Below are 24,322 nucleotides of genomic sequence, written 5' to 3'. Positions count from 1 at the left end.
GCAAACGATGACGGAAACGTTCCTCGCGCCGGACCGGCCGTTCCGGACCAAGGCGGAGCTCGCCGCCGAGCACATCAAGCAGATGATCATGTCGGGCCAGACGCCTCCCGGGACGAAGATCATCACGAGGGTGGTGGCCGAGGCCGTGGGGGTCAGCGACACCCCCGTACGCGAGGCCATCAAGCAGCTCGTCTCAGAAGAGTGGCTGGTGGAGCGCCCGCACATCGGCGCCGTTGTCGCCGAGTTCACGGTGGCCAACGTACGGGAGTTGTACAGCATCCGCGCCGCGCTCACCTCGCTCGCGCTGGAACTGCACGCGGCCCCCCTCAACGGAGCGCGTCTGGTCGCGGTCGACGAGGTCCTCACCGCCTCGGCGCGCGCGATCGCGGACGGCGACGTCGCGGCGTTCGCCCGGCTGAACCGGCGCTACCACTCGCTCCTGTGCGACACGGAGGAGTCCCGGATCGTGCACCGGATGCTGCAGGGGCTGTGGGCGAAGACCGAGACGGCGCAGCGCGGCTTCCGCCTGGTCCCCTGGCGGCTGCCGCACTCCCACGCCGAGCACATGGCCATAAGGGACGCGCTCGTCGCCGGGGACATCGCCCGCGCGAGCGAGCTGCAGCACGCCCACGAGATGGCCGCCATGGACGCCCTGATCCACGCTATGGACGGAAATCGATGAAGACAGGAACGACGACAGGAAAGGCCCTCGTCGGAGGGCGCTGGCACACGGCCGCGGAGACCTTCGCGGTCACCAACCCGGCCACCGGCGAGACGGTGGCCGAGGTGGCCGACTGCGGTCCGGACGTCACCGCCGAGGCGGTGGACGCGGCGGCCTCGGCGCTGCCGGGTTGGCGGGCGATGCCCGCCCACGAGCGCGCCGCGATCATGCGGCGGGCCGCCGCGCTGCTGGCCGAGCGCGCGCCCGAGATCGGCGCGACGCTGACGGCCGAGCAGGGCAAGCCGCTGGGCGAGGCCGTCGGAGAGGTGGTCGCGGGAGCCGACCACCTCCTGTGGTCCGCCGAGGAGACGCGCCGCGTGTACGGCGAGACGATCCCGTCCACCAGCGCGGACACCAGGATCATGGTGCTGCCGGAGCCGGTGGGCGTCGTCGCGGGCATCACCCCGTGGAACTTCCCCGTGTCGATGGTCACCCGCAAGCTCGGCCCGGCGCTGGCCGCGGGCTGCACGGTCGTGCTCAAGCCGTCCGAGCTGACGCCGATGTCGGCGATCGCGGTGGCCGCGTGCCTGGCGGACGCGGGGTTCCCGCCGGGCGTGTTCAACCTGGTCACCACGACCAGGCCGCAGGAGTTCTCCGAGGTCGTCATGGCCGACCCGCGAGTACGGAAGATCTCGTTCACCGGCTCGACCGCGGTCGGCAAGAACCTGATCCGGCAGAGCGCGGACGACGTGAAGCGGCTCAGCGTCGAGCTCGGCGGCCACGCCCCGGTGCTGGTCTTCCCGGACGCGGACGTGGCGGCGGCGGCCGCGGGGGTCGCCCGCGCCAAGTTCATGAACGCCGGCCAGGCCTGTACCTCGCCCAACCGGATCTACGTGCACGAGTCGGTCGCCGAGGAGTTCACCGCCGAGCTGGCCCGGCTGGCCGACGCGATCGTGGTGGGCGACGGAAGTGCCGCCGACGTCACGATGGGCCCGCTGATCAACGAGCGGGCGGTCGCGAAGGTGCGGCGGCACGTCGAGGACGCGCTGGCGCTCGGCGCCCGCCAGGTGACGGCACGCGAGCCGGGCGGTGAGGCGGGTGGCGGGCCCGGTGGACGGTTCCACCCGCCCACCGTCCTGGCCGGAGTCACCGACGACATGCTCGTCTGCCAGGAGGAGACGTTCGGTCCCCTGGCGCCGGTGCTCACCTTCGGCGGGGACACCAGGGACGCCGAGGATGACGTCGTGGCCAGGGCCAACACCACCCCGTACGGCCTGGCGGCCTACGTGTGGACGCGGGACCTGGCCCGGGTGGTGCGGGTCAGCGAGGCGCTGCGGTTCGGGATCCTCTCGATCAACGGGGCGCCGCTCGCGCCGCCGCAGGGGCCGTTCGGCGGGGTCAAGGGCAGCGGGTACGGCCGCGAGGGCGGCCATCACGGAGTGGAGGACTTTGTGGAGCACAAGTACGTCAGCGTGGGGCTGGGCCGATGACGGGGAACACGGCCAGCGCCAGGCCGGCGAACACCGGCTCCCCCCGCAGGGTGGCCGAGCGTGAGATCACCCGCCGGGTGGATCTCTGCCGCCCCGACGGGCGGCTCAACCCCGAGGCCGTCGGCTGGAGCCGTACCCCGCTGCACCGGGCCAACATCCGCGGCTGGGGCCGCACGATGCGCTGGGACTACTGGTGCGTCGCCACGGCCGAGCACATCTTCGCGTTCAGCGCCTCCAGCCTGGACTACCTGGCCGGCGAGTCCGCGTGGTACCTGGACCGGACCACCCAGCGGGACGTGGTCAGTCGCAGCCTGCTCGTGCCGGGCCGCGGCGTCGCGTTCTCGCCGCGCGGCGGGGAGGGCAGCGTACGGATCGGCAGGGGCGACGTGCGGATCGCGGTGGACGAGACCGCCGAGGGCACCCGGCTGCGGGTGCGTTCCCCCGAGTTCGACGCCGACCTGCTGGTGCACCGGATCGAGGGCCGCGAGAGCCTGAGCGTGGTGGTGCCCTGGTCCTCGCGCAGGTTCCAGTACACCGTGAAGGACGTGGGCAGGCCCGCGGAGGGCACCGTCGTGGTCAACGGGCGGCGGATCCGGTTCTCGCCGGACGAGGCGCGCGCCACGCAGGACCTCGGGCGGGGCCGCTGGCCGGGCGACATCGTGTGGAACTGGGGGGCGGGTTACGGCCGCGCGGGCGACCACGAGATCGCCGTCCAGATCGGCGGCAAGTGGACCGACGGCACCGGCAGCGTCGAGAACGGACTGATCGTCGACGGCCGGTTGCACAAGATCAGCGAGGAGCTGGTCTGGCACTACGACACCTCGGACTGGATGGCCCCCTGGCGGATCACCGGCGAGCGGGTGGACCTGGTCTTCACCCCGGAGTACGTCCGCTCGGCCGACGTGCGGCGGCTCTATCTGATGCGCAGCCGGGAGGACCAGGCGTTCGGGCACTACAGCGGAACCGTCGTCGCCGACGACGGCACGGTGATCGAGGTCAGCGACCTGTTCGGGTGGGCCGAAGAAGTCCAGCGACGCTGGTAGGGGGACGAGGCAGATGACGGGACAGATGATGGACACAGACAACGGAGCGGGGCCGGAACCGTTCGCACCGGGCCTGCCGTTCGGCGCGGGCGCCGCGCTCGACCCGCTGCGCAGGGACGCCGACCTGGCCGAGCTGGGCCGGGACCTGCTCGACGTCCTGGTCGTCGGCGGCGGCGCGACCGGCACGGGGGCCGCGCTCGACGCGGCCTCGCGGGGCCTGACGACGGCGCTCGTCGAGGGGGGCGACCTCGCCTCCGGCACGTCGAGCAACTCCAGCCGGCTGCTGCACGGCGGCGTGCGCTACCTGGAGCAGATGGAGTTCGGCCTGGTGCGCGAGGCGCTGCACGAGCGCGGGCTGCTCCAGGAACTGGCGCCGCACCTCGTGCGCCGGATGTCCTTCCTCCTTCCGCTCACCCACCGGGTGTGGGAGCGCGGGTACATCGGGGCCGGGCTCACGCTGTACGACGCGCTGGCGGGCATGGGCGACCGGCACGGCTTCCGCAGGCACCGGCACCTGAGCCGCCGCGGCCTGCTCCGGCAGGCGCCCGTGCTCCGGCCGGACGCCGCGGTCGGCGCGCTCCGCTACGAGGACGGGCACGTGGACGACGCCCGCCTCGTCCTGACCCTGGCCCGTACGGCGGCGCGTGAGGGCGCCACCGTGCTCAGCCGGGTGAAGGTCACCGGCCTGTCCAGCCGCTCCGACCACACCGTGGCGACCTGCGTGGACGTGCTGAGTGGTGAGGAGTTCACGATCCGGGCCCGGCGCGTGGTCCTCGCGACCGGTCCCTGGTCGGGGCTCACCCAGAAGATGCTCGGCGCCGGAGACGTCCGGGTGCGCGCGTCCAAGGGCGTGCACCTGGTGTTCTCCCGTGAGCGGCTGAAGCTGGACAGCGCCCTCATCGTGCGCACGCCCACGTCGGTGCTTTTCGTCATCCCGACGGGCGACGTCGTGCTGCTCGGCACCACCGACACGCCGTGGGAGATCGGCCCCGGGCCGGTGCTGCCGACCGGCGCGGACGTCCGCTACCTGCTCGACCAGGCCAACCAGTGGCTGCGCGAGCCGCTGCGGCAGTCGGACGTGCTCGGCGTGTACGCCGGCCTGCGGCCCCTCGTGGACCAGCCCGACCGGCAGAAGACCCAGGCGATCAGCCGTGAGCACGTCGTACGCGAGGTCGCGCCCGGCTGCGTGGTCGTGGCGGGCGGGAAGCTCACCACGTACCGCGTGATGGCGCGTGACGCGGTCGACGCCGTCGCGGGCGGGCTGCGCGCCGTGCGTCCCTCGGCCACCGAGCACCTCGGCCTGGTCGGGTCGAGCGGTTTCGTCCAGTCCTGGACCCGACGCGACGCGGCGGCGGCCGCCGCCGGGCTGCCGGTGTCGGCCGTGGAGCGGCTGGCCCGGCGGTACGGCTCCGACTACCCGGCGCTTCTCACCATGGGGCGGCGGGATCCCGAGCTGCTCAAGCCGGTGACGGGGGCGCCCTCGCTGCTGGCCGCCGAGGTCCTCTACGCCGCGCGGCACGAGGCCGCCATGACGGTGGACGACGTGCTGCTGCGCCGCAGCAGGGCCGGACTGGAGACCGCCGACGGCGGCACCGCCGCGGCGCCCCACGTGGCCGCGCTGCTGGCCGGGGCGCTGGGCCGTACCGACGCGTGGGCGCGCGAGCAGACGGCGGGCTACCTGCACGCGGCCGAGGTGCGCCGGTCGGCGCTGGCCGCCACGGAGGACGCCGAGCTGGTCCCGTTGCTCGACGACCTGGCCGGCCGCAGGAGTGGTGCGGCATGACCGTCCTCTCCATCGACGCGGGGACGACCGGCGTCACCTGCCTGCTGGTCTCGGAGGACGGGCGGGTGCTCGCGCGCGGCCAGCGCGAGTTCCCGCAGCACTTCCCCGCGCCGGGGCTGGTCGAGCACGACCCGGACGAGATCTGGGCCGCCGTGCTCGCCGCGTCCTCGGACGCGATCGACGCGGCCTCGTCGCGGGGGGACCGGGTCAACGTCTCCTGCGTGGGGTTGACCAACCAGCGCGAGACCGTCGTCCTGTGGGACCGAGAGACGCTGCGGCCCGCCACCCGGGCGATCGTGTGGCAGGATCGCCGCTCGGCCGGGGAGTGCGACCGGCTGCGGGAGCACGAGCCACGCGTTCGCGAGCTCACCGGGCTGCCCCTCGACCCGTATTTCTCCGCCACGAAGCTGGCCTGGCTGAGCGCGAACCTCCCCGAGGTGTGGGCCGGGGTGCGCGCGGGCCGGGTCGCGGTCGGGACGGTCGACTCCTACCTGCTGGCCCGGCTGACCGGCGGGCGGCTGCACGCGACCGACTCGTCCAACGCCTCGCGCACCCTGCTGCTCGACCTCGCCTCGGCGCGCTGGTCGGGTGAGCTGGCCGACCTGTTCGGGGTGCCCGTGGAGGCGCTGCCGGAGATCGTCCCGTCCAGCGGGAACATCGGCCGTACCGACCCCGAGCACTTCCTCGGCCTGGACGTGCCGGTCTCCGGCGTGGCCGGAGACCAGCAGGCGGCGCTGTTCGGGCAGGCCGGGTTCGCGCCCGGCGCGATGAAGTGCACCTACGGCACCGGCAGTTTCCTGCTGGTCAACACCGGCGACCGGATCGCTCCGGCCGGGGCCGGGCTGCTGTCCACCGTCGCGTGGCAGCTTGAGGAGCAGCCCGTCCAGTACGCCCTGGAAGGGTCGGTGTTCGTCACCGGAGCCGCGGTGCAGTGGCTGCGCGACGGCCTGAAGCTGATCGAGCGGTCCTCCGACAGCGAGCGGCTGGCGGCGTCGGTGCCGGACAGCGACGGCCTGATCTTCGTTCCCGCGCTGACCGGCATCGGCACGCCGCACTGGGACCCCCATGCCAGGGGCGCGATCCTCGGCATCACCCGGGGCACGACCGACGCCCACCTCGCCCGTGCGGTCCTGGACGGCATCGCGTACCAGATCCGCGACGTCGTGGAGGCGGTGACCGGGACGGCGGGCATCCCGATCGCCCGGCTCGCGGTCGACGGCGGGGCGGCGGCCAACGACCTGCTCTGCCAGATCCAGGCCGACCTCCTCGGCAGGCCGGTCGTCCGGCCGGAGACGACCGAGACCACCGCGATGGGCGCGGCCTTCCTGGCCGGGCTCGGCGCCGGGGTCTGGAAGAACCTCGACGAGGTGGCCGAGACGGGCGACGGCCGCCGGGTCTTCTCTCCCCGGCCGCTGCCGGACGACGGCTACCGGCGCTGGCTCGACGCGGTGGACGCGGTGCGGAGGTTCGGCTCATGACGGCACCGACGGCCGGGACGTCGCCGACCGGAGCATCGCCGAGCGGGACCACGACGGGGCCGCTGGCGGGCGTCCGGGTCGCGGACTTCTCCCGGGTGCTCGCCGGGCCGTACGCCACGATGCTGCTGGCCGAACTCGGCGCGGAAGTGATCAAGGTGGAGCATCCGGTGCACGGCGACGACAGCCGCGCCTGGGGCCCGCCGCACGCGGGCGGCGAGGCCGCCTACTACCTGTCGGCGAACCGGGGCAAGCGCGGCGTCGCCCTCGACGTGAAGCATCCGGAGGGCCGCGAGGTCGCCCGGCGGCTGTGCGCGGGCGCGGACGTGGTGATCGAGAACTTCCGCCCCGGCGTCGCCGCGCGGCTCGGCCTCGACGAGGAGACCGTACGGCGGGCCAACCCCTCGGTGGTGTACTGCTCGATCAGGGGCTACACCGGCGACGACCGGCCGGGTTTCGACGCCACGATCCAGGCCGAGAGCGGCCTCATGCACATCACCGGCGAGGACAAGCCGATCAAGCCCGGCGTCGCGATCACCGACGTGCTGTCCGGGCTGAACGCGGCCGTCGCGATCCTCGGCGCGCTCTACCGGCGGGCGACCGGCGGTGAGGGCGAGCGCGTCGAGGTGTCGTTGATGAACTCGGCCCTGTCCGGGCTGGTCAACGTGGCCCAGAGCGCGCTCGTCTCCGGCACCGAGGCCGCGAGGTACGGCAACGCCCACCCGACGGTGGTGCCGTACCAGACGTTCGCGGCGTCGGACGGGTGGTTCGTGATCGCCGCGGGCAACGACCGGCTGTTCCGTACGTTGTGCGAGGCGATCGGGCGGGCGGACCTGGGCACCGACGCCAGGTTCGCCACCAACGGCGATCGGGTGCGTAACCGCGACGTGCTGATCCCCGAGCTCAGCGCGCTGTTCGCCACCCGTACGGCGGCCGAGTGGACGTCCCTGCTCGACGGGGCGGGTGTCCCGGTGGGCCGGATCCGCGGCGTGCTCGAAGCGCTCCGGGCGACCGAGGGGGCGACCTTCCAGGTCGAGCACCCCACGGCCGGGACCCTCGACCTGGTCCGCACCGGCTTCACCCTGGACAGCGTTCCCGCCGACAGGGAGATCGCGGCGCCGCCGCTGCTGGGGCAGCACACGCGGGAGGTCCTGACGGAGCTGGGCTTCGCCCCGTCCGACATCTCCCGCATGGAGGAGGCGGGCGCCGTCCGCCAGGCGGCGTACCGATCCACCTGAACGGCGTGCCAATGCCTCGTCGGAGCGCCGGGTCGTCCGGCGCCCCGACGAGGGCTTCTTCATCCGTCAGCCGGCCTTGTCTGGGTCTTGTCCGGCGTCTTGTCCGTCAGCCGGCCTTGTCTGGGTCTTGTCCGGCGTCTTGTCCGTCAGCCGGCCTTGCCCAGCATTCCGTGCGGGTCGAGCACGAACTTGCGCGCCGCCCCCTTGTCGAAGTCCTGGTATCCCCTGGGCGCCTGGTCGAGCGGGATCGGCGTGGCGTTCACCGCCTTGGCGATCTGCACCCTGTCGTGCAGGATCGCCATCATGAGCTGCCGGTTGTAGCGCATGACCGGGCACTGGCCGGTGGCGAAGGACAGTGACTTGGCCCAGCCAAGGCCGATCCTGATCGACAGCGAGCCCTGCCTGGCCGCTTCCTCCTTGGCCCCCGGGTCGCCTGTCACATAGAGCCCGGGGATGCCGAGGGCGCCGCCGGCGCGGGTGACCTCCATGAGCGCGTTGAGCACGGTGGCGGGGTGCTCCGTGTCCGCCTCGCGCCCGTGTCCGCGCGCCTCGAAACCCACGGCGTCCACGGCGCAGTCCACCTCGGGCACGCCGAGTATGCGCTCGATGTGCTCCCACGGCTCCCCCTCGGACACGTCGGCGGTCTCGCAGCCGAAGCTGCGGGCCTGCGCCAGCCGTTCCTTGTTGAGGTCGCCGACGATGACGACCGCGGCGCCGAGCAGGAACGCGGAGGCCGCGGCGGCCAGCCCGACCGGGCCCGCGCCCGCGATGTAGACGGTCGAGCCCGGCCCCACCCCGGCGGTGACGCAGCCGTGGAAGCCGGTCGGGAAGATGTCGGCGAGCATGGCCAGGTCGAGGATCTTCTCCATCGCCCGGTCCTTGTCGGGGAACGTGAGCAGGTTCCAGTCCGCGTACGGCACCAGCACGTATTCCGCCTGCCCGCCGACCCAGCCGCCCATGTCGACGTACCCGTACGCCGATCCGGGCCGATCCGGGTTGACGTTCTCGCAGATGCCGGTCTTGCCCTCCTTGCAGTTGCGGCAGCGGCCGCAGGAGATGTTGAAGGGGACCGACACCAGGTCGCCCACCTTGGTGAACTCGACGTCCGGCCCCACCTCGGCGACCTCGCCGGTGATCTCGTGACCGAGTACCAGGCCCTGCGGGGCGGTCGTGCGGCCGCGTACCATGTGCTGGTCGCTGCCGCAGATGTTGGTGGCGACGGTCTTGATGATCGCGCCGTGCCGGACCTTGCGGCCGACGTTGGCGGGGTTCACGCCGGGACCGTCCTTGAGCTCGAACTCCGGGTAGTCGGTGTCGTGCACCTCGACCTTGCCCGGACCTTCGTAAACGACGCCCTTGTTCCCAGGCATGGCGTGTCCCTCCTTGTCCCCGCGTCAACGACCGCCGCGGGCGGCGGCGAGACGGCGCGGGACGGCTGGGCCTTCCCCGTGTGAACCGCGGAGCCCCGGGCTGGGCCGGAGATCACGGCCTTCTTCTCATTGTAAAACGCCCATTAATGATGAAATCGGTCACTCGATCCGGGGTCGGGAAGGCGTACGGCAGCGCCGACGCAGCTCGTCCACGCGTTCGGTGAGCCCGCTCCGGTCGAGGTGCTCCAGCAGCGGCACCATGACCCGGCGGCTGCTGTCCAGCGCCCGCCGCGCCTCACTGACGGTGAACGGCTGCGGCAGCCGGGCGAGCAGCTCCGCCGCGCGGACGTCCGCCCCCGCCGGGAGCACGACACCGTCGGCCACCCGCAGCAGCACTCCGGTCCGTACGGCCGCCGCCACCTCTCTGGGGCCGAGGCCCAGCTCGGCCAGCCGTCCCGCCTCCGGTGCGAGGAAGGGCCGGACGGCCAGTTCGGCGCGCAGCCGCTCCACCGCAGCCGCGACGGGCGCGGGCAGGCCGGAGGGTCCGCTCACGATCCGCCCGTCGGCGACGGTGAGCGGCAGCTCGACGAGGGCGGCGACGAGCCGCCGGTCGGGCAGGGCGAGCTCGTGCCGTGCCGCCTCGACCGGCATCCCCGGCTCCAGCGGGTGGTCAGCCGCGTACCGCCGCGCCGCGCGGGGCAGCAGCTCCCGGAGCCGGGACCAGTACGCGGGATCGGCGTGCCAGTCCCCGGATACCGGGCTCCCGTCGGGCGCGCACCCCATGGCCCGCAGATCACCCTCCCGCAGCAGCCGGTGCGTGCGCAGGAGCGATCCGGCGTCGGTCCCGGCGGCGGCGAGCGCGGCGGCGCGCTCCCCGGCCGCGCCCCGGCGGCGCAGCGCGGGAGGCCGGGCGTCGAGCACGGTCGCGCCGGCCAGCACCCGCACCCCGCCGTTCCCCGCACCGATGCGCACACTGTGGCCGGGATCGCGCAGGAGCAGCACGTCACCCACGTGCAGCGGCAGCGGCCGGGCCAGGCGGAGCCGGACGATCCGCCCGCCGAGCGGCCGGACGTCGCAGACCACGGCGGCGGACCCGATGTGCGCGGTCAGCCGCGACGGCAGACCGCGCCCGCCAGGCATGACATCAGGCACGGCGTCAGGCACGACGTCAGGCACGGTGGCCGCGGCCCCGACCGGGGTGATCCGTACGTCGGCGGCGTCGGTCCAGATCCACGCGCCCGGCGTGACGAGGGCCTGGCCGCGTTCCGGCGGCACGGCGGCGCGCAGGTTGAGCGCCACCCGGGCGACGCCGGACACCGAGCGCACGGTCTCCTTCAGGCTCTCGACCGCGCGGATCCGCGCCGTGCCCGTGGGAAGCGCCAGCTCGTCGCCAGTCGTGACCGTGCCGGCGGGCAGCGTTCCCGTCACGACGGTGCCGCTCCCCCGCACCGTGAACACGCGGTCGATCCACATCCGAACCGGCGCGCGGGGATCCGGCGTCGGCAGCCCGGCCACCAGCCGGTCCAGCGCCGCCCGCAACTCGGCCAGGCCCTGGCCGGTGCGCCCGCTCACCGCCACCCGCTCCACGGAGTCGAGGCCGCTCTCGGCCAGCCGGGCCGCCGCCCGCTCCGTCGCCGATGCGGGGTCCGCCAGGTCGGCGCGCGTGACGGCGAGCAGGCCGTGCCGTACGCCGAGGGCTTCGAGGGCCACCAGGTGCTCCTCCGACTGGGGCATCCAGCCCTCGTCCGCGGCCACCACGAACATCACGGCGGGCGCGGGCCCCACCCCGGCCAGCATCGTGGCGAGGAACCGTTCGTGCCCGGGGACGTCCACGAAGGCCAGCCGCTCCCCCGAAGGCAGCGACGTCCACGCGTAGCCGAGTTCGATCGTCAACCCGCGTCGCCGCTCCTCCTCCAGCCGATCCGGCTCCATCCCGGTGAGCGCGCGCACCAGCGTGGACTTGCCGTGATCGACGTGACCCGCCGTGGCGACGACGTGCATCAGTCCCTCACCGCCAGGACCGCCCCGGCCACGTCGCCGTCCCGCGCCCCCGGGACGGCGCGCAGGTCGATGAGGAGCCGCCCGCCCTCGATCCGGCCGACGACGGGTGGCTCGCCCGTACGCAGCGGGACCGCGAACCGCTCGGGAAGGCTCACCGCGGCGCTCGGCAGCGTGACGCCGGGCGCTCCCCCTCCGCCCACGGTCGCCTCGCTGGACACGGCGCGCGCGTCGAGCCCGGCCCCCGCGAGCGTGCCCGCGAGGGCGCGGGCACGGGCCTCCAGCGCCTCCGGATCGGCGTGCAACGCCTCGGCGAGCGGCGTCGCCGGACCCCGCAGGGTGGCCTCCAGTGCGGCCAGGGTCAACTTGTCCACGCGCAGCGCGCGGGCGAGCGGGTGCCGCCTGCACCGCTCGACCAGGTCGCGGCGGCCGAGCAGCAACCCGGCCTGCGGGCCGCCGAGCAGCTTGTCCCCGCTGGCCGTGACGAGATCGGCTCCGGCCCGCAGCACGCCCGCGGCGTCGGGCTCGTCCGGCAGCAGCGGCTCGCGGTCGAGGAGGCCGGAGCCGATGTCGGCCACGACGGGCACGCCGAGCCCGGCAAGCTCGGCGACGGAAGCGGAGCCGGTGAAGCCCTCGACACGGAAGTTCGACGGATGCACCTTGAGCACGAACCCGGTCTCCGGTCCCACCGCCGCGAGGTAGTCGGCGCGTGAGGTCCGGTTGGTGGTGCCCACCTCGCGCAGCCGCGCCCCGGTGGAGACCAGCAGTTCGGGGATCCGGAAACCGTCCCCGATCTCGACCAGCTCGCCGCGGCTGATCACGATCTCGCGGCCCGCGGCCAGCACGGTGGCCACGAGAACGAGCGCGGCGGCGTTGTTGTTGACGACGTGCGCGTCCTCGGCGGCGGGCACGGCCCGCGCCAGCGCGTCCATGGCGCCGCGCCCGCGTCTGGCCCGCGTCCCCCTGTCCAGGTCGAACTCCACGTCGGCCGCGCCCGCCGCGGCCGTCACCGCGTCGATCGCGGCGGCGGACAGGGACGCACGGCCGAGATTGGTGTGCAGCAGCACCCCGGTCGCGTTGATCACCGGGCGGAGGCTGGTGGCACGCGGGGGCAGCGCGGCCACCGCCGCGCCGACGACGTCGTCCGGTCCCAGCTCGCCCTGCCGTACCCGCCGCTGGGCGGAGGCGACGGCTTCCCTGACGGCCGCCCGCCCGAGCCTTCCCTCCGCCGCGATCAGCTCCGGTGCGGCGAGTACGGTGTCGGTGCGGGGCACCCGTCTACGTTGATCCACTCTCCGAACATAGAACGGCACCGGGCGGCAGCCGAACCCGCCGGGCCGATGCCGTTCGACATCACCGCACGTCAGAGGCTCCGTTGCCGCCTCCCGCGAAGGACGACCTCTGAGTCTCCCGGGGCCGGGCCTTGTGCCGCACTCCGGTACCGTCACAAGGGGCTGACCCGCCCCGGAGGCGAACTCCTTCCGCAGGGAGCGGCGAGCCCGAGCGGAGGCGAAGGCGGCTCAGACAGCTGCTGACAGCACGGACAGCGGAGCACCCGTACCGCGCCGCGTCGTCCTCCGCCGCTGCCGTTCAGCCGTGGTTCCCGGCCTCGGCGGCGGCGCGGAGCCGGTCGGACAGGGCTCGGAGCACCGGCACGAGTTCGGGCGGGTCGAGGACCTGGAAGTCGAAGCCCTTGACGGCGACGTAGAGGGCGAGATTGTCGAGGGAGTCGGAGCCGGTGTGCAGCACGCAGGTGTCCGCGTCCACGGCCTCCAGCCGTCCCGCCGCGGGTGAGGAGCGCCGGGCCACGGCTTCGATGGGCGCGTGGAAGAGGATACGGGCCCGGTAGCGGTACGGCGCCGACGAGATGGCCTGTGAGACGTACCCGGCCACGTCGTCGTGCGGAGGGGTGCGCGGCGTGAATCGGGACCCCGGCGGGCCGGGCGGCCCCTCGATCCGGTCGAGGCGGAAGGTCCGCCAGTCGGCGCGGTCCACATCCCAGGCCAGCAGGTACCAGCGGCGGGGCGTATGGACCAGGCGATGCGGCTCGACGTTCCGGACGGTGACGCCGTCACGTCCGGGGTACCGCAGGCGGAGCCGACGCCGGTCCCGGCAGGCCGCCGCGACGGCGGTCAGCAGGTCGGGATCCACCGCCTCGGCCGCCGGTCCCGGCCCGACCAGCGGCACGGTCGTCGCCCGGAAGGCGGTCACCCGGTGCCGGAGACGCGACGGCAGCAGGTGTTCCAGCTTGGCCAGGGCGCGAACCGAGCTCTCCTCCAGTCCGGCCACCCCGCCGGTCGCGGCCGTGCGCAGCCCGATCGCCACCGCCACCGCCTCCTCGTCGTCGAGCAGCAGCGGCGGCAGGGACGCGCCCACGGCGAGCCGGTACCCGCCCGCGACTCCCGGCGTGGCGTCCACCGGATAGCCCAGGTCGCGTAGCCGGTCGATGTCCCGCCGAACGGTCCGCAGGCCGATCCCGAGCCGCTCGGCGAGTTCGGCGCCGGTCCAGTCGCCGCGCGACTGCAGGAGGGAGAGCAGGCGAAGCAGTCGAGCCGATGTCTCCAGCATGTGCTCATCGTGCCGCACCATGAGGCCGATTGGTGCCTGAACCTGACACCAATGGCTCGTACGGTCGGAGACATGACGAACAGCGACAACACCTCCCCCCAGCGGGTCGCCGCCGGCGCCGAGATCCGGCCCTATCGCATCGACATCCCGCAGGGCGAGCTCGACGATCTGCGCGAACGGCTGGCCCGCACCCGGTGGACCTCCGACCTGCCGGGGACCGGCTGGGAGCGGGGCGTCCCGACCGCATATCTCCGCGGCCTCGCCGACTACTGGGCCGACGAATACGACTGGCGGGCCCATGAGAAGGCGCTCAACACTTATCCGCAGTTCACCACCACGATCGACGGGGTGAACGTGCACTTCCTGCACGTGCGTTCCGCCGAGCCCGACGCCACCCCGCTGATGCTGCTTCACGGCTGGCCCGGTTCCGTCGTGGAGTTCCTCGACGTCATCGGGCCGCTCACCGACCCCGTGGCGCACGGCGGTGACCGCGCCGACGCCTTCCATCTGGTGATCCCGTCCCTGCCGGGCTACGGGTTCTCCGGGCCGCTGCCGGGCACGGGCTGGACCGACGGGCGCACCGCCGAGGCGCTCGTCGAGCTGATGGCCCGGCTCGGATACGACCGGTACGGCGTGCAAGGAGGCGATGTGGGGGCCTTCGTCGCCCCGCGGATGGGCACCGTGGCACCCGATCGGGTCATCGGGGTCCACGTCAACGCTCTGGTGACCTTCCCGACCGGCGACCCCGCCGACATGGCCGCGCTGACCGAGGAGGAGCGCGCGCGGCTGGCGGCCATGAAGGAGTGGCAGGAGCGGTCGGGCGCGTACATGCAACTCCAGGGAACCCGGCCGCAGACGATCGCGCACTCCCTCGTCGACTCGCCGGCCGGGCAGCTCGCCTGGATCGTGGAGAAGTTCCGGGAGTGGACAGATCCGGCGGCCGAGCTGCCCGAGGACGCCGTGGACCGCGACCGGATCCTGACGGACGTGAGCGTCTACTGGTTCACCTGTACGGCGGGCTCGGCGGCACACACCTACTACGAGCGGTTCACCGATCCGGGCATGTGGGCGCCGAGGGAGCGCTCGACCACGCCGACCGCCGTCGCGGTGTTCACCACCGACTTCTCCATCCGCCGGTTCGCCGACAAGGTGCACAACGTGGTGCGCTGGTCGGAGTTCGGGCGCGGGGGCCACTTCGCGGCTCTGGAGGCCCCCGACCTGCTCGTCGGCGACGTACGGGAGTTCTTCCGAACGCTCGTCTGAGGGGTCGCGGCGGCGCGGACGACCGACAGAGCCTTTACCAGCTCGGGAGAATGACGAGGAGGCGGCGCGCCGACTTCCCTGCTACGAAGGAGACATACCCCCGCAAACATCCAAAGCCGACCCAGGGAGGTCGTGATGGTGTGGCTGGACGTTGCGGTGGAAGCCGAAGGCCCCCACGCTGTCATCCATCCGTACGGGGAGATCGACCTGACGACCACGGGCATCCTGTGGGACACGCTCGACCGCGTCATCCAGCAGGCGTCGGTCCCGAAGATCGAGGTGGACATGAGCGATGTGTCGTTCATGGACTGCGCGGGCATACGCGCTCTGATCCCGATCAAGCAGCACGCGAGGGAGCAGGGTGGCACGTTCGTCCTGACGCACGTCCCGCACGTCGTCGAGCGACTCCTCGCCGCGGTGGGTCTCGATCACGAGCTCGAACCATGCGAGAAGCCCGGCTGGGAGCCGATCCGTTCCATGCCCTTCCGGGGGGACGGCCTCGGGTGGCCCTGGACGCCGTCCCGCCCCTGACCGATCCCGTTAACCCCGAAATATCGTTACCAAGCGCCACCGCCCCGGCGGCCGATGTCAGCGATGTCACCGGCCGTCCGGGGCGGACGCATGCGGGAACCATGACGCGCGACTCCATGCCCCGCGACACCTCGCAAGAGCCTCCGCACCCTCTCCAAGCTCCTCTAACCCGACGCCTCCGCAGTTTCCGGCCAGCCGCTCCAGGGATCGCATCGCCCATGAACTCGCCATAGGCCCGCAGACGCCTCAAACAGCACGTCCCGCAAGCTGCGCGCTCAGCAACATTTCCGATTAAGCAGATTTGCGGAGGACGCAAGAAGTGCTAGGGTCGACATCATGGGCACCGAAGGTGAGCGCATGGGGTTGCGCGAGCGCAAGAAGCAGGAGACCCGCATCGCGTTGAGCTGGGCCGCCATCCGCCTCGCCGTGGAGCGCGGACTGGACAACGTTCGAGTGGAGGACATCGCCGCCGAGGTCGGCGTATCCCCCCGCACCTTCAACAACTACTTCTCCAGCAAGGGCGAGGCCATCGCCGCCCGGCACCAAGACCGTGCGCGGCTGATCGCGGTGGAGCTCCGCGCCCGACCGGCGTCGGAACCGCTGTGGGAGGCCATCACCAACGCGGCCCTGACACAGTTCGCGCTCGGACAGGAAGGCGGTGGCGAGGGAGTCCCCGACCGGCAATGGATCGACGGGGTCCGTCTGATGATCACGGAGCCGTCACTGATGGGTGCGTTCTCCAAGACCGCCGCGGCCGCCGAAGCCGAACTCGCGGCGGCGATCGCCGAGCGCACGGGAACCGACGCCGCCCTCGACCTGTATCCACAGTTGGTGGCCGGTGTGGTCGGGGCCGCCATCCGGGTGGCCATGGAGCGGTGGCTGCAGGCCGACCCGCCTGTTCCGATCGCCGGGATCCTCCGCGACGCGCTCCACCGACTCTTCCAAGGGCTGCCGGTTCCCTGACCCCGACCAGCGAGCCATCCGGACCGCGAGCCACCCTGCCGGGCAGCCCACGATCACCCCAAAGAATGCCGGGCGAACGTCTCCCGGCAGCCCCCGACATCCGCCGAGCTACCGGGGGCTGCGGGACCGAGCGCCTGACGAAACATCAGGTGTGGCCTTGTTCGCCGAGTCCATCGCCCGTCCCCCTATCCGTCCCATGTCCTGCGTCCGCGTGGCGGGCCCGACTCTCGCGCTTTCCTCCGAGTTTGCCCCGCGGCTCCGCTCCCCCGACCTGCCCGCGCTCTGTTCCCGCAGCCTGTCCGTCGTGTCGTACCTGCCCGTGCTCTGTTCCCGCACCCGACCCGAGCGTTTGTTCCCGCGCATGTCCGCGCACGCCTATCCGTGACTGTCCATAACTGTCTGCGCTCTGTTCCCGCTCCTGACCGCACCTGACCCGAGGGCTGTTCCCGCGTGTGCCCGCACCTTCCCGCGCGTGCCCGCACCTTCCCGCGCGTACCTGCTCGGTGCCTGTCTGTGCCCTCCGTTACCGCACCTGACCGCACTGTCTGTGCCCTGATCCACCGTCTGTTCCCTGCTGTCCTGTTCCCGTCGTCCGAGGAGGACCTCCGATGTATTCCGACGTCATCATCGCCGGAGCCGGCCCCAACGGGCTGATGCTGGCCTGCGAGCTGAGCCTGGCCGGAGTACGCCCGCTTGTGCTGGAGCAGCTGCCCGAGCGCACCGAGGAGAACCGGGCCAACGGTCTGGTCGGCCAGGTGGTGCGGATGCTCGACCGCCGCGGCCTGTACCGGCGCCTCACTGGCAGCACCGAACCTCCGCGCCCGGGGCCGAGCTTCGTGTTCGGCGCGCTGCCACTGGACCTGAGCACTCTTGAGGACAATCCGCTCTACGGGTTGCCCGTACCGCAGCGCCGCATCGAGCAGGCCCTCGAGGAGCGGGCCATCGAGCTGGGCGTCGAGATCCGCCGCGGGCACGAGCTCACCGGGCTGGACCAGAACGCCGACGCGGTCACCCTCGACGTCGCGGGGCCTGACGGCCCCTACCGGCTGCGCGCACGCTTCCTGGTCGGCGCGGACGGTGGACGCAGCCTCACCCGCAAGCTGTCCGGCATCGACTTCCCCGGAGTGACCACGGACGACACGGTGTCCCGCACCGCGCACGCCTCCGTGCCGGCCTCGCTGATCGACCCGGCCACCGGCGGGCTCGACGTTCCCGGATACGGACCCGTCCCGCCGTTCATGCACCACCGCACGGAACGCGGACTGTTCGTGTACGCGCCGTTCCCGTCAGGATCGCTGGTGTCCACGACGGAGTGGGACCCGGCCGCGGCCGACGCCGGTCCGCTCACCCTCGACGAGCTGCGGCAGAGCGTACGCCGGGTGCTCGGGACGGACCTGCCCCTCGGCCCGCCCGAGGGGCAGGGGCCACACATGCTGCGCCGGCTGACCGGCGGTAATACCCGGATCGCCGACCGGTTCCGGGACGGTCGGGTGCTGCTGGTCGGTGACGCCGCCCACGTGCATTCCGCGATCGGCGGCCCCGGGCTGAACCTGGGCCTGCAGGACACGGTCAATCTGGGCTGGAAGCTCGCCGCCGAGGTCCACGGCTGGGCCCCTCCCGGCCTGCTGGACACCTACGAGACCGAACGGAGACCGGCCGCCGATCGGGTGGTCATGCACACCCAGGCCCAGTCCGCCCTCATCGCCCCGGGCAGCCAGGTCACCGCGCTACGCGTGTTGTTCGCGGAGTTGCTCGGCGATCGGCGGAACATTCAGCGCATCGCCGACCTGATGTCGGGCGCGGACATCCGCTACGACATGGGACCCGGTGACGGGCACCCCCTGGCCGGCCGATGGGCGCCCGACCTGCCGCTGGACACCGGGAACGGCCCGGTACGGCTCGCCGACCTGACGACGAACGCCCGTCCGCTGCTGCTCGACCTGACCGAGGGCGCGTCGTTCACCCCGGAGCTGTCCGGATGGCATGACCGGGTGGACACTGTCGCCGCAGGCTGTGACGACCCCGCCGCCCCGGCCGCCCTGCTGCTGCGGCCGGACTGCTATGTCGCCTGGGCCTCCACCTCGCCCCATCCCGGTCCGGAGGAGCGAGCGGCCCTCCGCGCGGCACTGGAGCGGTGGTTCGGCAGCGCCCGCTGAGCCGGCCGGAAGGGCGGCTTCCCGTCACTCGTTTCGCGTACGGGATGCTTGCGGTGGCCGGTCGGCGGATTCGTCGACGTCACACGGCTCATGGGTGAGGAGGTAACGCATGCTGCTCAGCCGTCTGCGCGTCCCCGGCCGCGTACCGGACGAATGGCCGTTCACCCTCCCGGCCGTACGGCATCTGACCCGCGGGGTGCGGTTGACGGCGCCGGTGGTGTTCCTCGTCGGCGAGAACGGCTCCGGCAAGTCCACGATCGTCGAAGCGATCGCCGACGTGTGCGGCATCAGCTCAGGAGGCGGCAAGGCGGGAACCCGGTACTCCAGCACCGGCCCGGCGACTCCGCTCGGGGAGGTGCTCGACGCCGAGCTGACCACCACGGGAAGGCGGCTCGTCCATGGGCCGCGGCTCAAGCGGCGGGCGTTCTTCTTCCGCGCCGAGACGCTGTTCAACCTCGGGCAGAACGTGTCCGGCCGGTACGGCTTCTGGGAGGAGGACCTCACCGAGCAGTCCCACGGCGAGGGTTTCTTCACCGTGCTGGACCGCATGGTCGCCGGGCCGGGGCTTTATCTCATGGACGAGCCGGAGGCGGCGTTGTCGTTCGGCTCGTGCCTGCGGCTGGTCGGGCTCATGGACCGCGTGGCCGCGGAGGGCGGGCAGATCGTGTGCGCCACCCACTCGCCGATCCTGGCGAGTCTTCCCGGCGCGCAGATCCTGGAGCTCGACGACAACGGGATCCACACCATCCAATGGGAGAAGTTGCAGGTGGTGGACCATTGGCGGCGCTACCTGGCCAAGCCGGACTTCTACCTGCGGCACGTCCTCAGTCACGACGGCGACGGCGATATCGACGGCGGCTGACCGGCTCAGTCCCGCCGGTGTTTCCGACGGATCTTGATGTCCCGCATGTCCGTCACGGCGACGCGGAGGACCTTGTACGGGTGGCCGTGCGCGTCCAGCGCCGCGAACGCCCCCTGGGCGGCCTCGTTCTCGTCGTCGTTCGGGCCCGGGGCCACCTGGCAGCGGAAGGTGAACGCCGAAACGCTCTGGTCGTGGGTGAAGGTCCCCGCCTCGGTGAAGGCGGTGCCTCCCGCCGCCAGGACGGCGGCCCGGCCCTCTTCGCCCAACCCGTCGAACTTGCCCGAGATCGTCACTCTGAACACAGTCAGTCCTTTCGTATGGCATAGGTGAGGACGCGTTCGCCGAGCAGGCTCTCGACGACCTCCAGGAGATCCAGCACGGCCTCGGCGATCGTGTCGGGCTTCTCCCCCGCCGCGGTGCGCCTGCCGATCTCGGCGAAGACCAGCGAGTGGAAGCAGCCGAGCTCCCAGGCCACCACGCGGGGCAACTGGTCGTCCGGCGCGGCTCCGGTCTCCTCGGCGAGGACGACGGCGAGTGCGTCGGTCATCTGCCGGCCGAGGTCCTCCAGCCGGGCTGTGAGCGTGGGGGCGGCCCGCATCATCTCGAAGACGCGGCCGAAGTTCTCGGTCAGCCCCAACTTGCGGTCGCGGTGACGCACCTCGTCGCGGAGATGGGCCAGCATCGCCAGCGCGGCGGACTCTCCGGGACGGCGGTGCCGCACGATGTCGGCGAGCCGGTCCGGGGACGCCTGATCCGGCGGCAGGACCAGGTCCTCCTTGCTCTGGAAGTAGTTGTAGACGGTGTTCACCGACACCTCCGCCGCCGCCGCGACCTCGGCGATGGTGACCTGGTCGAAACCCCTTCGCACGAACAGGCCGATGGCCACGTCGGCGATGCGCCGACGCGTCTGCCGCTTCTTCCGCTCCCGAAGCCCTTCGGTCATGAGCAGAAATCTAATCAGACTCCAAATATGAAGTCGACTGTATTTTTGCAGCACGCTACTTCTCCGACGGTCCCCCGCCGACCTCGGTCGAACACGGCCACGCCGTCGCGACGACGCGACTCGCCTGTTGATCCAGAAAGCATGAACACATTGAGTGTTTATATTTACACTCTCCGTGACCAGCCTAGGTGGATGCGCAACCCACCTGATCTGATGCGGAGGCACTCATGACCACTGATTCAGCGACCCGCCGCAGGCGGGCTCCCCACCGGGCGGCGCTCGCCTGCACGACGGGTCTGCTGCTGGCCGCGCTGGGCACGGCGACGTCCGTACAGGCGCAGGCATCGGCGGCGGTCGCCCAGCCCCGGATCGGAGTGCTCAAGGGCGACGGCACCGCCCTCGTCAAAGAAGGCGGCCTCTCCACAACCTGGGTCACCGAGAACACCGGCACCATCCAGATCGCCCTCGCGGGCGACCGCATCGGCGTCCTCAAGGGCGACGGCACCGCTCTCGTCAAAGAAGGCGGCCTCTCCACGAACTGGGTGACCGAGAACACCAACGTCAAGGAGATCGCGCTCTCCGGCGACCGCATCGGCGTCCTCACCGCCGACGGCAAGGCATGGGTCAAGGAGGGCGGCCTGTCGGCCACCTGGGTGCTCGAGAACACCGACATCACTCAGATCGCCCTCGCGGGCGACCGCATCGGCGTCCTCAAGGCCGACGGCACCGCCCTCGTCAAAGAAGGCGGCCTCTCCACGAACTGGGTGACCGAGAACACCAACGTCAAGCAGATCGCGCTCTCCGGCGACCGCATCGGCGTGCTCAAGGGCGACGGCACCGCCCTCGTCAAAGAAGGCGGCCTGTCAGCCACCTGGGTGACCGAAAACGCCGACATCACCCAGATCGCCCTCGCGGGCAACCGCATCGGCGTCCTCAAAGCCGACGGCACCGCCCTCGTCAAAGAAGGCGGCCTGTCAGCCACCTGGGTGACCGAAAACATCGGCATCACCCAGATCGCCCTCGCGGGCAACCGCATCGGCGTCCTCAAAGCCGACGGCACCGCCCTCGTCAAAGAAGGCGGCCTCTCGGCCACCTGGGTGACCGAGAACACCAATGTCAAGCAGATCGCCCTCGCCGGCGGCACGGACTAGATCAGAACGCGCACAGCAGCCCTGCCGGACCCCGTGATCCGCTGATCGGATCACGGGGTTGTGCCCCACGGATCCCACCGCCCGCCCGTCGCGTTCTCACCGCCGGATCACATGCGTGGCCACCGTACGCTCGCACGGATCGCCGCCTGCCTCTTTGTCCGGCCGAGCTCATCTCAGAGCGCCAGTTCCAGGTTGATCTGGTAGATGCCGGTCATGATGGTCTCGAAGTCCGCGACGATCTCGGGCGCGTATTCCCCGCGATTGCGCGGTTTGACGCGGAGCGGGCGGCCTTCGTAGGTCGCGGTGATCCGGTAGCGGCCGAGGGGCACGTCGTGCACGCCCGAGCCGTCCCCGGTCCGGGTCGACTTCCGGGTGATGGTGCTCCCCTGGGAACCGTCGATCAACGGCCCTTCGGGGGTGAGCGTGAGCTCCACGTTCTCGTCCTGCAGGTACGCCTCCGGATCCTGCGGATCGCGGTAGTCCAGATAGATGAGCACCGAGCTTCCGTGGACACCCAGGCCGTCGGCTCTCTGCCCGGTGAGCTTCCAGGTGAAGTTCCTGATCGCGCCGGTGGGCCCGGCGAACGACATGTCGTCATCGGGCGCCAGGTCCAGCGAGTACGTCTGCCCGTTGTACTGACGGGTCACCGTGGCCGTCGCATGGAACGTGGCCGCGACATTCGTCTCCACGCGGTAGAAGCCCTCGGCGTCGGTCGGCACGATGAGGTTGCTGTTGTACAGCAGTTGGTTGTCCGCCACGATCTGCACACCGGCGAGCGGTGTGCCCTTACCGTCGACCACCCGTCCCTTGAGCACACCAGGTTCGATCTCTCCGATGCCGGCCTGTTCCACGCTCACCGAATCACTCCCTCGTCCGCCGCCTGCCGTGTCCGTCACCTCTGCCGTCCCGGAGATTCCGGGAACCCCGGCCATCCCGCATCCGGTCAGGGTCACGGCCAACAGGCCGGTCGCCAACAACGCTCTTCGCACCCGGAGCACGCTAAAAGGTTGATCTTGAGTTCCACTTGGAGGTGCCTGGGAACGCCGCGCGGCGACCGACATGGCGTCGGCGACGACAGAGGCCGGGCGGAGGTCTGCCGGAGGCTCCACACCCTGGGCGATGACGTCCACGGCCGCGCTGTGGTGACCGCCGCGACGTAGCGGCGGGATCCAAAGGGCAGACAGTTCGGCCGAGGGGGTGAGGACAAGGCCCTGGCCCCATGTCATGAGAACAGCGACTGCGATGTGGCAGTTGTTCAGAGAACCGTCAGTCCACGTGCCGCGAGCACGGCGGCGGCCTGGGCAGGACTGATGACGGCGCCGGCGAAAGCACGGAGTTGGCCGTCGTCAGGTTCCCCTATGTCGGCCCCCCGGAGGTCGGCCCTGGCGAACTTCGTGCCGACCAACCTGGCGCGGATGAGGCGGCAGTCGGTGAAAACGGCACCGGTGAAGTCGCAGGCGGCGAGGTTCGCCTCGTCGAATCGGATTCCGTCCAACTCCTGCTTCCGGAAGGAACATCCGGACAGGTCGGCCAGAGTGAGATTGGAGTGGGAGACGGAGAAGGACGTCCCCCTGGATCCGCCCAGCGCGGCACCGATCATGCGGCAGCCGGTGAAGCGCGCGTCCGTCAGCAGCGCGTTGCCGAACTGCGCGCCCGACAGGTCGACACTGGTGAATTCCGCGTCGGTCAACTCGGCTCCACCGAATCTGGTCGTCGCGCCTCCGCCGCCGTTGAATCGGGCGCCTTCGAGGTCCGCGCCGCGGAAATCGGTTCTTACGAGAGCGCACCCCTCGAAGACGTAGCCCGCCAGGTCGGCCTCCCCGAGGTCGGCGTCCGACAGGTCGCAGTCTTTGAAGACATACGGTTCCGCCGCCAGCAGATCGGTGAGCGCCGCACCCGAGAGATCGAGCCCTTCGATGTGCCGTCCCTCTGCCAGCAGTTCTTCGATGTTCACGCCTTGAATCCGTTCTGAAATGCGGTGGCCGGGGATATGGAGCAGCGATTCATGCTTCACATGCGGTCGACGGGTACGCATGACGACGCGTCTGCTTTCCGTGACGTACGTACGTCTTCCGTGAGCTACGTCCGGCGGGCGCTGCCGGGAAACGCCTCCGCGATGGCGAGCAGCGCCACAGGAACGTCGACGTGGTTTCCCTGATCATGTCGTGAACGCCCGGACGAGCGTGTCACCGAGCAGGCGCCCCGCTTCCTCCGGGCTCCTGCGCCCGGCGACCACCTCCTCGTTCGCACCGACGGCGAGGGCGCGGATCATCGCGTACGACCAGTCCGGTGGCAGGTCGGTTCGTACCTCACCCCGCCCGTGTGCGGCGACCAGCCAGGCGAGCAGCGGCTCGGCCGGGGAGGGGTGCTTCAGGGGGTCGTCGATGACGAGGTCGCGATGCGTATCGAGAAAGCGATAGCGCTCACCTATCCCCACGATCTCGGGCCCGAGCCGGCGGAGGATCGCGGCGGCCGTATCGCCCTCGGCGATGGCCGCGGCGACGACCGCCCGCTGCTCGTCGACGACCATCGCGAAGAGCGCACGGACGAGATCCTCACGTGAGGGGAAGTGCCGGTAGACGGTGGTGCGGCCGACGCCGGACGCGTCGGCGATCTCCTGAATGCTCGCCTCGGGCTTCTGCCCGAGCAGACGCATCGCCGTGGCGAGCACGGCATCGCGATTCCGCTGGGCATCGGAGCGAAGGAGGGGGTTCTTGTCGGACACGGAGAGGCGACCACCCTGGACATGAACTGGAACAGTGGAGTACCAAGTGGAACGCCACTGTACCACTTTGTCGGCGGCCTTCGCGGTGAGTGCGTGGTCAGC

General features: G+C 71.6%; 21 protein-coding genes. 12 read left to right on the top strand and 9 right to left on the bottom strand.

The annotated features are described in order from the left end of the window. Positions 1 to 7: 7 nt before the first annotated feature. The 6 genes from AB0I59_RS20055 to AB0I59_RS20030 are packed head-to-tail and all read left to right on the top strand — an operon-like array spanning position 8 to position 7,690. Positions 8 to 682: a GntR family transcriptional regulator gene (locus tag AB0I59_RS20055; protein ID WP_061261165.1), complete on the top strand. Its 675-nt coding sequence runs from the start codon at positions 8 to 10 to the stop codon at positions 680 to 682. Next, positions 679 to 2,151 (top strand): NAD-dependent succinate-semialdehyde dehydrogenase, encoded by a 1,473-nt coding sequence (locus AB0I59_RS20050; protein ID WP_061261164.1) that lies wholly within the window; start codon positions 679 to 681, stop codon positions 2,149 to 2,151. The genes AB0I59_RS20055 and AB0I59_RS20050 overlap by 4 nt, the downstream gene beginning before the upstream one ends. Beyond that, a complete protein-coding gene (locus AB0I59_RS20045) occupies positions 2,148 to 3,194 on the top strand; it encodes a DUF2804 domain-containing protein (RefSeq protein ID WP_358134698.1) in 1,047 nt (348 codons plus the stop codon). The genes AB0I59_RS20050 and AB0I59_RS20045 overlap by 4 nt, the downstream gene beginning before the upstream one ends. Before the next feature lie 25 nt (positions 3,195 to 3,219). After that, the gene (locus AB0I59_RS20040) at positions 3,220 to 4,977 is read left to right on the top strand and encodes a glycerol-3-phosphate dehydrogenase/oxidase (protein ID WP_358134695.1); all 1,758 of its coding nucleotides are present in this window, start codon (positions 3,220 to 3,222) and stop codon (positions 4,975 to 4,977) included. Next, a complete protein-coding gene (gene glpK / locus AB0I59_RS20035; protein ID WP_358134692.1) occupies positions 4,974 to 6,455 on the top strand; it encodes a glycerol kinase GlpK in 1,482 nt (493 codons plus the stop codon). Before AB0I59_RS20040 ends, glpK begins: the two co-directional genes overlap by 4 nt. After that, positions 6,452 to 7,690 (top strand): CaiB/BaiF CoA transferase family protein, encoded by a 1,239-nt coding sequence (locus AB0I59_RS20030; RefSeq protein WP_358134689.1) that lies wholly within the window; start codon positions 6,452 to 6,454, stop codon positions 7,688 to 7,690. The genes glpK and AB0I59_RS20030 overlap by 4 nt, the downstream gene beginning before the upstream one ends. Before the next feature lie 146 nt (positions 7,691 to 7,836). Here AB0I59_RS20030 and fdhA read toward each other — a convergent pair whose 3' ends face one another. The 4 genes from fdhA to AB0I59_RS20010 form a co-directional block, all read right to left on the bottom strand. Then, complete coding sequence (fdhA, locus tag AB0I59_RS20025; RefSeq protein ID WP_358134686.1) at positions 7,837 to 9,060, bottom strand: formaldehyde dehydrogenase, glutathione-independent; 1,224 nt, start codon at positions 9,058 to 9,060, stop codon at positions 7,837 to 7,839. Positions 9,061 to 9,219: 159 nt separating this feature from the next. After that, on the bottom strand, positions 9,220 to 11,061 hold the full coding sequence (locus AB0I59_RS20020) for a SelB domain-containing protein (protein WP_358134684.1): 1,842 nt from the start codon (positions 11,059 to 11,061) through the stop codon (positions 9,220 to 9,222). Then, a complete protein-coding gene (gene selA / locus AB0I59_RS20015; RefSeq protein WP_358134681.1) occupies positions 11,061 to 12,350 on the bottom strand; it encodes an L-seryl-tRNA(Sec) selenium transferase in 1,290 nt (429 codons plus the stop codon). The genes AB0I59_RS20020 and selA overlap by 1 nt, the downstream gene beginning before the upstream one ends. Positions 12,351 to 12,648: 298 nt before the next feature. Beyond that, positions 12,649 to 13,626: a helix-turn-helix transcriptional regulator gene (locus AB0I59_RS20010; protein WP_061261213.1), complete on the bottom strand. Its 978-nt coding sequence runs from the start codon at positions 13,624 to 13,626 to the stop codon at positions 12,649 to 12,651. Between the two features lie 72 nt (positions 13,627 to 13,698). On the opposite strand from AB0I59_RS20010, the gene AB0I59_RS20005 reads away from it, so the two are divergent. The 5 genes from AB0I59_RS20005 (at position 13,699) to AB0I59_RS19985 (ending at position 19,401) form a co-directional block, all read left to right on the top strand. Continuing rightward, positions 13,699 to 14,889, top strand: a complete 1,191-nt coding sequence (locus AB0I59_RS20005; RefSeq protein ID WP_061261157.1) for an epoxide hydrolase family protein — start codon at positions 13,699 to 13,701, stop codon at positions 14,887 to 14,889. 135 nt (positions 14,890 to 15,024) lie between these two features. Next, positions 15,025 to 15,420: an STAS domain-containing protein gene (locus AB0I59_RS20000; protein WP_061261156.1), complete on the top strand. Its 396-nt coding sequence runs from the start codon at positions 15,025 to 15,027 to the stop codon at positions 15,418 to 15,420. A 336-nt stretch (positions 15,421 to 15,756) separates the two neighbouring features. Then, positions 15,757 to 16,383 (top strand): TetR/AcrR family transcriptional regulator, encoded by a 627-nt coding sequence (locus AB0I59_RS19995; RefSeq protein WP_061261155.1) that lies wholly within the window; start codon positions 15,757 to 15,759, stop codon positions 16,381 to 16,383. A 608-nt stretch (positions 16,384 to 16,991) separates the two neighbouring features. Continuing rightward, positions 16,992 to 18,539 carry an FAD-dependent monooxygenase gene (locus tag AB0I59_RS19990; protein ID WP_358134675.1) on the top strand — a complete coding sequence of 516 codons (1,548 nt, stop codon included), beginning with the start codon at positions 16,992 to 16,994 and terminating at the stop codon, positions 18,537 to 18,539. Positions 18,540 to 18,648: 109 nt separating this feature from the next. Then, positions 18,649 to 19,401 carry an AAA family ATPase gene (locus tag AB0I59_RS19985; RefSeq protein ID WP_358134672.1) on the top strand — a complete coding sequence of 251 codons (753 nt, stop codon included), beginning with the start codon at positions 18,649 to 18,651 and terminating at the stop codon, positions 19,399 to 19,401. 5 nt (positions 19,402 to 19,406) lie between these two features. On the opposite strand, the gene AB0I59_RS19980 is transcribed toward AB0I59_RS19985, so the two are convergent. Beyond that, entirely contained in the window at positions 19,407 to 19,703 is a 297-nt protein-coding gene (locus tag AB0I59_RS19980) for a DUF6204 family protein (protein WP_061261151.1), read from the bottom strand. A gap of 2 nt (positions 19,704 to 19,705) precedes the next feature. Beyond that, a complete protein-coding gene (locus tag AB0I59_RS19975; RefSeq protein ID WP_061261150.1) occupies positions 19,706 to 20,344 on the bottom strand; it encodes a TetR/AcrR family transcriptional regulator in 639 nt (212 codons plus the stop codon). 227 nt (positions 20,345 to 20,571) lie between these two features. Between AB0I59_RS19975 and AB0I59_RS19970 the strand changes: the two genes are divergently transcribed. Then, on the top strand, positions 20,572 to 21,495 hold the full coding sequence (locus tag AB0I59_RS19970; protein ID WP_358134669.1) for a hypothetical protein: 924 nt from the start codon (positions 20,572 to 20,574) through the stop codon (positions 21,493 to 21,495). 173 nt (positions 21,496 to 21,668) lie between these two features. On the opposite strand, the gene AB0I59_RS19965 is transcribed toward AB0I59_RS19970, so the two are convergent. The 3 genes from AB0I59_RS19965 to AB0I59_RS19955 all read right to left on the bottom strand — a co-directional run bounded on the left by AB0I59_RS19965 (position 21,669) and on the right by AB0I59_RS19955 (position 24,220). Beyond that, positions 21,669 to 22,352: a hypothetical protein gene (locus AB0I59_RS19965; RefSeq protein ID WP_061258150.1), complete on the bottom strand. Its 684-nt coding sequence runs from the start codon at positions 22,350 to 22,352 to the stop codon at positions 21,669 to 21,671. Positions 22,353 to 22,750: 398 nt separating this feature from the next. Next, positions 22,751 to 23,449, bottom strand: coding sequence for a pentapeptide repeat-containing protein (locus AB0I59_RS19960; protein WP_061258149.1), 699 nt, complete (start codon positions 23,447 to 23,449; stop codon positions 22,751 to 22,753). Between the two features lie 204 nt (positions 23,450 to 23,653). Continuing rightward, positions 23,654 to 24,220, bottom strand: coding sequence for a TetR/AcrR family transcriptional regulator (locus AB0I59_RS19955; RefSeq protein WP_358134665.1), 567 nt, complete (start codon positions 24,218 to 24,220; stop codon positions 23,654 to 23,656). Positions 24,221 to 24,322: the final 102 nt, after the last annotated feature.

Source organism: Microtetraspora glauca (assembly GCF_040656155.1).
Taxonomy (GTDB): Bacteria; Actinomycetota; Actinomycetes; order Streptosporangiales; family Streptosporangiaceae; genus Microtetraspora; species Microtetraspora glauca.
Note: the sequence above shows the minus strand (reverse complement) of the source record. Positions and strands in the feature narration are given on the sequence as shown.

Coding starts and splice junctions, on each gene's coding strand:
- AB0I59_RS20000 (WP_061261156.1), top strand. CDS start 15,025: ATGGTGTGGCTGGACGTTGCGGTGGAAGCCGAAGGCCCCCACGCTGTC.
- AB0I59_RS20010 (WP_061261213.1), bottom strand. CDS start 13,626: ATGCTGGAGACATCGGCTCGACTGCTTCGCCTGCTCTCCCTCCTGCAG.
- AB0I59_RS19990 (WP_358134675.1), top strand. CDS start 16,992: ATGTATTCCGACGTCATCATCGCCGGAGCCGGCCCCAACGGGCTGATG.
- AB0I59_RS19970 (WP_358134669.1), top strand. CDS start 20,572: ATGACCACTGATTCAGCGACCCGCCGCAGGCGGGCTCCCCACCGGGCG.
- AB0I59_RS19995 (WP_061261155.1), top strand. CDS start 15,757: ATGGGCACCGAAGGTGAGCGCATGGGGTTGCGCGAGCGCAAGAAGCAG.
- glpK (WP_358134692.1), top strand. CDS start 4,974: ATGACCGTCCTCTCCATCGACGCGGGGACGACCGGCGTCACCTGCCTG.
- AB0I59_RS19975 (WP_061261150.1), bottom strand. CDS start 20,344: ATGACCGAAGGGCTTCGGGAGCGGAAGAAGCGGCAGACGCGTCGGCGC.
- fdhA (WP_358134686.1), bottom strand. CDS start 9,060: ATGCCTGGGAACAAGGGCGTCGTTTACGAAGGTCCGGGCAAGGTCGAG.
- AB0I59_RS20050 (WP_061261164.1), top strand. CDS start 679: ATGAAGACAGGAACGACGACAGGAAAGGCCCTCGTCGGAGGGCGCTGG.
- AB0I59_RS20020 (WP_358134684.1), bottom strand. CDS start 11,061: ATGCACGTCGTCGCCACGGCGGGTCACGTCGATCACGGCAAGTCCACG.
- AB0I59_RS20045 (WP_358134698.1), top strand. CDS start 2,148: ATGACGGGGAACACGGCCAGCGCCAGGCCGGCGAACACCGGCTCCCCC.
- AB0I59_RS20005 (WP_061261157.1), top strand. CDS start 13,699: ATGACGAACAGCGACAACACCTCCCCCCAGCGGGTCGCCGCCGGCGCC.
- AB0I59_RS19985 (WP_358134672.1), top strand. CDS start 18,649: ATGCTGCTCAGCCGTCTGCGCGTCCCCGGCCGCGTACCGGACGAATGG.
- AB0I59_RS20055 (WP_061261165.1), top strand. CDS start 8: ATGACGGAAACGTTCCTCGCGCCGGACCGGCCGTTCCGGACCAAGGCG.
- AB0I59_RS20040 (WP_358134695.1), top strand. CDS start 3,220: ATGATGGACACAGACAACGGAGCGGGGCCGGAACCGTTCGCACCGGGC.
- AB0I59_RS20030 (WP_358134689.1), top strand. CDS start 6,452: ATGACGGCACCGACGGCCGGGACGTCGCCGACCGGAGCATCGCCGAGC.